At 28.8% G+C, this 6,299-nt stretch carries 6 protein-coding genes; all 6 read left to right on the forward strand.

Annotation, left to right across the window (positions count from 1 at the left end; all coding sequences use genetic code 11):
- The first annotated feature begins 304 nt into the window (after window positions 1–304).
- The 6 genes from G3997_RS00750 to gdhA all read left to right on the forward strand — a co-directional run bounded on the left by G3997_RS00750 (window position 305) and on the right by gdhA (window position 6,242).
- Window positions 305–1,129: a phosphate ABC transporter substrate-binding protein gene (locus tag G3997_RS00750; protein ID WP_296646559.1), complete on the forward strand. Its 825-nt coding sequence runs from the start codon at window positions 305–307 to the stop codon at window positions 1,127–1,129.
- Between the two features lie 227 nt (window positions 1,130–1,356).
- Complete coding sequence (gene pstC, locus G3997_RS00755; RefSeq protein WP_296646563.1) at window positions 1,357–2,271, forward strand: phosphate ABC transporter permease subunit PstC; 915 nt, start codon at window positions 1,357–1,359, stop codon at window positions 2,269–2,271.
- Window position 2,272: 1 nt separating this feature from the next.
- Window positions 2,273–3,097, forward strand: coding sequence for a phosphate ABC transporter permease PstA (pstA, locus tag G3997_RS00760; protein WP_296646567.1), 825 nt, complete (start codon window positions 2,273–2,275; stop codon window positions 3,095–3,097).
- Between the two features lie 23 nt (window positions 3,098–3,120).
- Window positions 3,121–3,882 carry a phosphate ABC transporter ATP-binding protein PstB gene (gene pstB / locus G3997_RS00765; protein WP_296646570.1) on the forward strand — a complete coding sequence of 254 codons (762 nt, stop codon included), beginning with the start codon at window positions 3,121–3,123 and terminating at the stop codon, window positions 3,880–3,882.
- Between the two features lie 64 nt (window positions 3,883–3,946).
- Window positions 3,947–4,600 carry a phosphate signaling complex protein PhoU gene (phoU, locus tag G3997_RS00770; protein WP_296646575.1) on the forward strand — a complete coding sequence of 218 codons (654 nt, stop codon included), beginning with the start codon at window positions 3,947–3,949 and terminating at the stop codon, window positions 4,598–4,600.
- A 253-nt stretch (window positions 4,601–4,853) separates the two neighbouring features.
- Window positions 4,854–6,242: an NADP-specific glutamate dehydrogenase gene (gdhA, locus tag G3997_RS00775; RefSeq protein ID WP_330616148.1), complete on the forward strand. Its 1,389-nt coding sequence runs from the start codon at window positions 4,854–4,856 to the stop codon at window positions 6,240–6,242.
- Window positions 6,243–6,299: the final 57 nt, after the last annotated feature.

Consider the following 6,299-nt stretch of genomic DNA (forward strand, 5'->3'; position numbering starts at 1 on the left):
TTGATAAAGYATTAGAAGTATTTAAAGAATTAGTAGATAAATTAGAAAAAGAATATTAAATAATAAAGATACCTGTTAATCAGGTATCTTTTTTTAATTTTTTGAGCAACGGATGTATCCGAAGCGGTAGCAAGGATATATCGTTGGCGATATGAGCAAAGCGAATTTTACATAGTTTTAACATTATTTACATTCACTTAACTAATTCATAATATTCATTTAACAAAAGAACTGTAATATTAAAGTGTAAAGATTAAAAATAAAAACTTGAAATAAATTTTGAATTTAATTGGAGGAATGGAAAATGTTAAATAAGAGAGTAGCAACACTTTTAATGGGGACGATGTTAATAGGATCATTAGCAGTAGGATGTGGTTCATCAGCTAGTCAAGATTCAAATAAGGTTACAATATCAGGGTCAACTTCAGTAGGGCCAGTAGTTGAAATATTAGGAGAAGATTTCTCAGCTAAAAATGAAGGTATAAACATTGAAGTTCAACAAATAGGATCTTCAGCAGGTATAAAAAATGCTATAGATGGAACTTCACAAATAGGTATGGCATCAAGAGATTTAAAAGATGAAGAAAAAGCAGCTGGATTAAAAGAAACTCAAATAGCTATAGATGGAATAGCTGTTATAACTAATAAAAATAATGAAGTAAAAGATTTAACATTAGAACAAGTAAGAGATATATATACAGGAAAAATAACTAACTGGAAAGAGGTTGGAGGAAAAGATGCTCCAATAGTAGTTGTATCAAGAGAAGATGGATCAGGAACTCGTGATGGATTCCAAGAAAATGTTGGATTTGAATCAGAAGAACTAATTAAAGATGCTCAAATAAGTGATGGTTCAGGTAATATAAAATCAACTGTTGAAGGAAATGAAAATGCAATAGGATATATCTCATTTGGATATGTTGATGATAATGTAAATGCATTAACAATAGATGGTGTTGAATTAACTTCTGAGAATGTAAAAAATAATACATATGCAATAGCAAGACCGTTCTTATTTGTTAATAAAGAAGGTAATATATCTGAATCAGGAACAAAGTTTATAGATTATATATTAAGTGATGAAGGACAAAAAATAGTAGAAGAAGAAGGCTTTATAAGCATAAATTAATCTTTAAAAAAGAGTACTAGGCAATTGGATATTGTCTAGTACTYTTTTTTAATTATAAGAAATATATCTTATACTTAACATACATTTTTAAAATTTAAAATATTTAACATGAACTTAACATTATAACATAAACCTAACATAAATCTAATATAGATTTAACTTTTAAAAGTTATCATTTAAATATAGAAATTATGTGAAAATAATTAATTTAAAGGAGAGATTGATTTATGTTGGCTAAGGCCCAATTAGCAGAGAGTAAAGATATAAGTAATAGAAATAAAAATAAATATATTATAGAAAAGGTATCAAAAAATATATTCTTTATAAGCTCACTAATAGCAGTTTTAAGCTTATTATTAATAATTGGATTTGTATTTTATAAAGGTCTAACACCGTTTATATTTAAGGGATATTCTTTTATAGATTTCTTTAGCGGAAGTGACTGGTTACCAGGAAGTGATAAGTTTGGTATAGCACCAATGGTAGTGGCATCTATAATAGCTACAGTGGGTGCACTTATAATTGGAGTACCGGTAGGAATCTTAACAGCTGTATTTATAGCAGAAGTTGCCCCTAAGAAAGTAGCAAAAATAATATCACCAGCAGTTGAGTTATTAGCAGGAATACCATCTGTATTATATGGAATATTTGGATTGGCAGTTATAGTTCCAAGCATACAAAATGTATTTAATTTACCAAAAGGTCAAAGTTTATTAGCTGTAATAATAGTTTTATCAATAATGATGTTACCAACTATAATATCAGTATCAGAAACAGCAATAAGAGCAGTGCCTAAGGCTTATAAAGAAGGTTCATTAGCACTTGGAGCATCTAAAATAGAAACAATATTTAAGGTTGTATTACCAGCAGCTAAGTCAGGAATTTTAGCAGCTATAGTATTAGGAATTGGTAGAGCTTTAGGTGAAACAATGGCAGTTATACTTGTAGCAGGAAATTCACCAGTTATGCCATCATCTTTAATGGATAGTGTAAGACCACTTACAACTAATATAGCATTAGAAATGGGATATGCATTTGGTACTCACCAAGAAATGTTATTTGCAACAGGTGTTGTGTTATTTACATTCATACTAATATTAAATCTAGTATTAAATAAACTTTCAAACAAGGCGGGAAATTAATATGAGAAAGTTAAAAGAGAATTTATTAAAGGCATTAATTTACTTATCGGCATTTTTCACAGTATCAGTGCTTGTAGTAATTGTAGGATATATATTTATGAAAGGAATAGGTGGAATAAATCTATCATTCCTAACAAGTGACTACTCAGCAGATGGAAGTGGAGGAATACTTCCAATGATAGTTACAACTTTATATACAGTTATACTTTCTATAGCAATAGCTACACCTATAGGGATTTTATCTGCTATATATTTACAAGAATACGCTAAAAAAGGAAAAATAGTAAATACAATAAGATTTGCAACAGAAAGTTTAGCAGGAATACCATCTATAATATATGGATTATTCGGTGGAATTTTCTTCGTAGTAGTTTTAAATTTAAAATATTCAATATTATCAGGAGCTCTTACTGTAGCGATAATAATATTACCAGTAATAATAAGAACTACAGAAGAAGCTTTAAAGACAGTTCCTCAAGGATATAGAGAAGCGTCTTTAGCTTTAGGTTCAACTAAGTTCCAAACTTTATATAAAGTAGTATTACCAAGTGCAATACCTGGAATTTTGTCAGGAATAATATTATCAGTAGGCCGTGTAATAGGAGAATCAGCAGCAGTTTTATTAACAGCAGGTACAGTAGCACAAATGCCTGGAACTATATTTGATAGTGCTAGAAACCTAACTGTACATGCATACCTTTTAACTAAGGAAAAAGGAGATATAGCATCAGCTGCTAGTATAGGTATTGTTTTAATATTTATAGTGTTATTTTTAAATACAGTTGCTAAGTTTGTAGCAAAGAAATTAAATAAAGCAAATTATTAAAGAAGATTTTACGAGGTGTAAATATGAGTTTAGATAATGTTAAATTAAGTATAAAGAATTTAGATTTATTTTATGGAGATAATCAAGCATTAAAAGATATAAATATAGATATAAAAGAAAATAAAGTTACAGCTTTAATAGGTCCTTCTGGATGCGGAAAGTCAACTTTCTTAAGAACGTTAAATAGAATGAATGATTTAATAGAAAATGTAACAATAAAAGGGAAAATAGAGGTCGATGGAGAAGATATATATCAAACTGAAGATGTTATAAAATTACGTACAAAAGTAGGTATGGTATTCCAAAAGCCAAATCCATTCCCAATGAGTATATATGATAATATAGCTTATGGACCTCGTATACATGGAATAAGAGATAAGAAAACTTTAGATAAAATAGTTGAAGAAAGTTTAAAAGGTGCAGCTATATGGGATGAAGTAAAAGACAGATTAAAAACATCTGCACTTGGATTATCTGGAGGACAACAACAACGTATATGTATAGCTAGAGCTATAGCTATGAAACCAGAAGTAATATTAATGGATGAACCTACATCTGCTCTAGACCCAATATCAACATCTAAGGTTGAAGAATTAATAGAAGAGTTAAAGAAAGATTATACAATTGTAATAGTAACTCATAATATGCAACAAGCTGCACGTATATCTGATGATACAGCATTTTTCTTAAATGGAGTATTAGTAGAACATAATGAAACAAAAGCTATGTTTACTACTCCAAGAGATAAGAGAACAGAAGATTATATAACTGGAAGATTTGGATAAAATTTAAGTACATTTTAATTTAAAGTATTGAAATATTAAAACGGTTGATAAGAAGGGGATTAATATGTTAAATACAAATTTAGGTTTGAGCATAGATACATTAAAGCAGTATACGATAAATATGATAGATAAATGTGATAATATATTAGATTTATCTATTAAGTATTTATTAAATCAAGATATTGAAGGTTGTAAAAAGTTAATAAAACAAGATGATGAGATAGACTTATTAAGAGAGTATATAATGGATAGAAGTATAGAATTATTAGCATTAAAGCAACCAATGGCTAAAGATTTAAGATATATATATGCATTAGGGTTTATAGCTGTAGAATTAGAACGAATAGGAGATTATGTAGTAAATATTGCAGAAGAAACTATAAAAATAGGAACAGAAAAGCATATAAAAGAGTTAGTAGATATTCCTAAAATGTATAAAGTATGTAAAGATATGATTTTAGGAGTAAGAGAATCTCTAGAAAATGAAGATGAAAATTTAGCTAGAGATATAGCTTTAAAAGATGATGAAGTTGATAGATTATATGAAATGGTTCAAGTTGATAGTTTAAAAATAATGAATGATAATCCTAATGCTATAAATCAAGGTGTAAATCTTTTATTTATAGGAAGGTCTTTAGAGAGAATAGGAGATCATATAACAAATATATGTGAAAAAATAATATATGCAGTTAAAGGTGAAATGGTTGAAATAGGATAAAGTATTTACTTTATCCTATTTTTTATTACATTGAAAATTTTAATAAAAATAAATGAATAACTTGGGACTAACTATAGTATCTATAAATATAGGTAATGAGAACTAATTATTTTATATTTAATTTAANTTTAATTTTATAACTAATGTTGGAAAGTAAGAGCATTTTTTGTAAATTAAAATATATTGCGAATGTTTTCAATACACAATAAAATCTACTTGAAAGATGTTTTTATATAAAAGGGGGATCTTAAAAATGGGATTTGAGATTGAAAATGTACTAGATAAAACTATTGAAATGGAAGCTAAAGAAACTATAGAAAGAGTTATAGAACAAGTAAAAGCTAGAAATGCTGGAGAAAGCGAATTTCACCAAACAATAGAAGAAGTATTACATTCATTAGAACCTGTATTAGTTAAACACCCAGAATATATAAAACAAAAYATATTAGAAAGAATAGTAGAGCCTGAGAGACAAATAATGTTTAGAGTTCCTTGGGTAGATGATAATGGAAATGTTCAAGTTAACAGAGGTTTTAGAGTACAGTTTAATAGTGCTATAGGACCATACAAAGGAGGACTTAGATTCCATCCATCAGTTAACTTAAGTATAATAAAATTCTTAGGATTTGAACAAATATTTAAAAACTCTTTAACAGGATTACCAATAGGTGGAGGTAAAGGTGGTTCAGACTTTGACCCTAAAGGTAAATCAGACAATGAAATAATGAGATTCTGTCAAAGTTTTATGACTGAATTATATAGACATATAGGTCCAGATGTAGACGTTCCAGCTGGAGATATAGGTGTTGGAGCGAGAGAAATAGGATATTTATTTGGACAATATAAAAGATTAAGAAACTCTTATGATGCTGGAGTTTTAACTGGTAAAGGATTAACTTATGGTGGATCTTTAGCTAGAAAAGAAGCAACAGGATTTGGACTTATATATTTTGTAAATGAAATGTTAAATTATCATGGTCAAAGCTTTGAAGGTAAGAGAGTTGTAATATCAGGATCTGGTAATGTTGCAATATATGCAGCAGAAAAAGCTATGGCTCATGGGGCTAAAGTAGTTGCAATGTGTGATTCTTCAGGATACATAGTAGACGAGAACGGTATAGATTTAAGTATAGTTAAACAAATAAAAGAAGTTGAAAGAAAGAGAATAAAAGAATACGTATCTAGAAAAGAAGGAGCAGAGTATTTTGAAGGGCAAAAAGGAATATGGACAGTTAAGTGTGATATAGCTCTTCCATGTGCTACTCAAAATGATATAAATTTAGATGATGCTAGGATATTAGTTGAAAATGGAACAACAGTAATAGGTGAAGGTGCTAATATGCCTTGTACAAATGAAGCTGTTGAATACTTCTTAGAGCAAGGATTATTAGTTGCTCCAGCTAAGGCTGCAAATGCAGGTGGAGTTGCAACTTCAGCTCTTGAAATGTCTCAAAATAGCATGAGATTATCTTGGACATTTGAAGAAGTAGATGAAAAATTACATGGAATAATGAAAAATATATTTAAGGCAGCTAAAGATGCAGCTGAAAACTATGGAACGCCAGGAAACTACGTAGTTGGAGCAAATATAGCAGGATTCTTAAAAGTTGCAGATACTATGGTTAGCCAAGGTGTAATATAATAAATACTTATATAAATAGAAGATACCAGATATATATCTGGTATCTTCTATTTATAA

It is taken from the genome of Romboutsia sp. 13368 (genome assembly GCF_018336475.1).
In the GTDB taxonomy this organism is placed as follows: domain Bacteria; phylum Bacillota; class Clostridia; order Peptostreptococcales; family Peptostreptococcaceae; genus Romboutsia.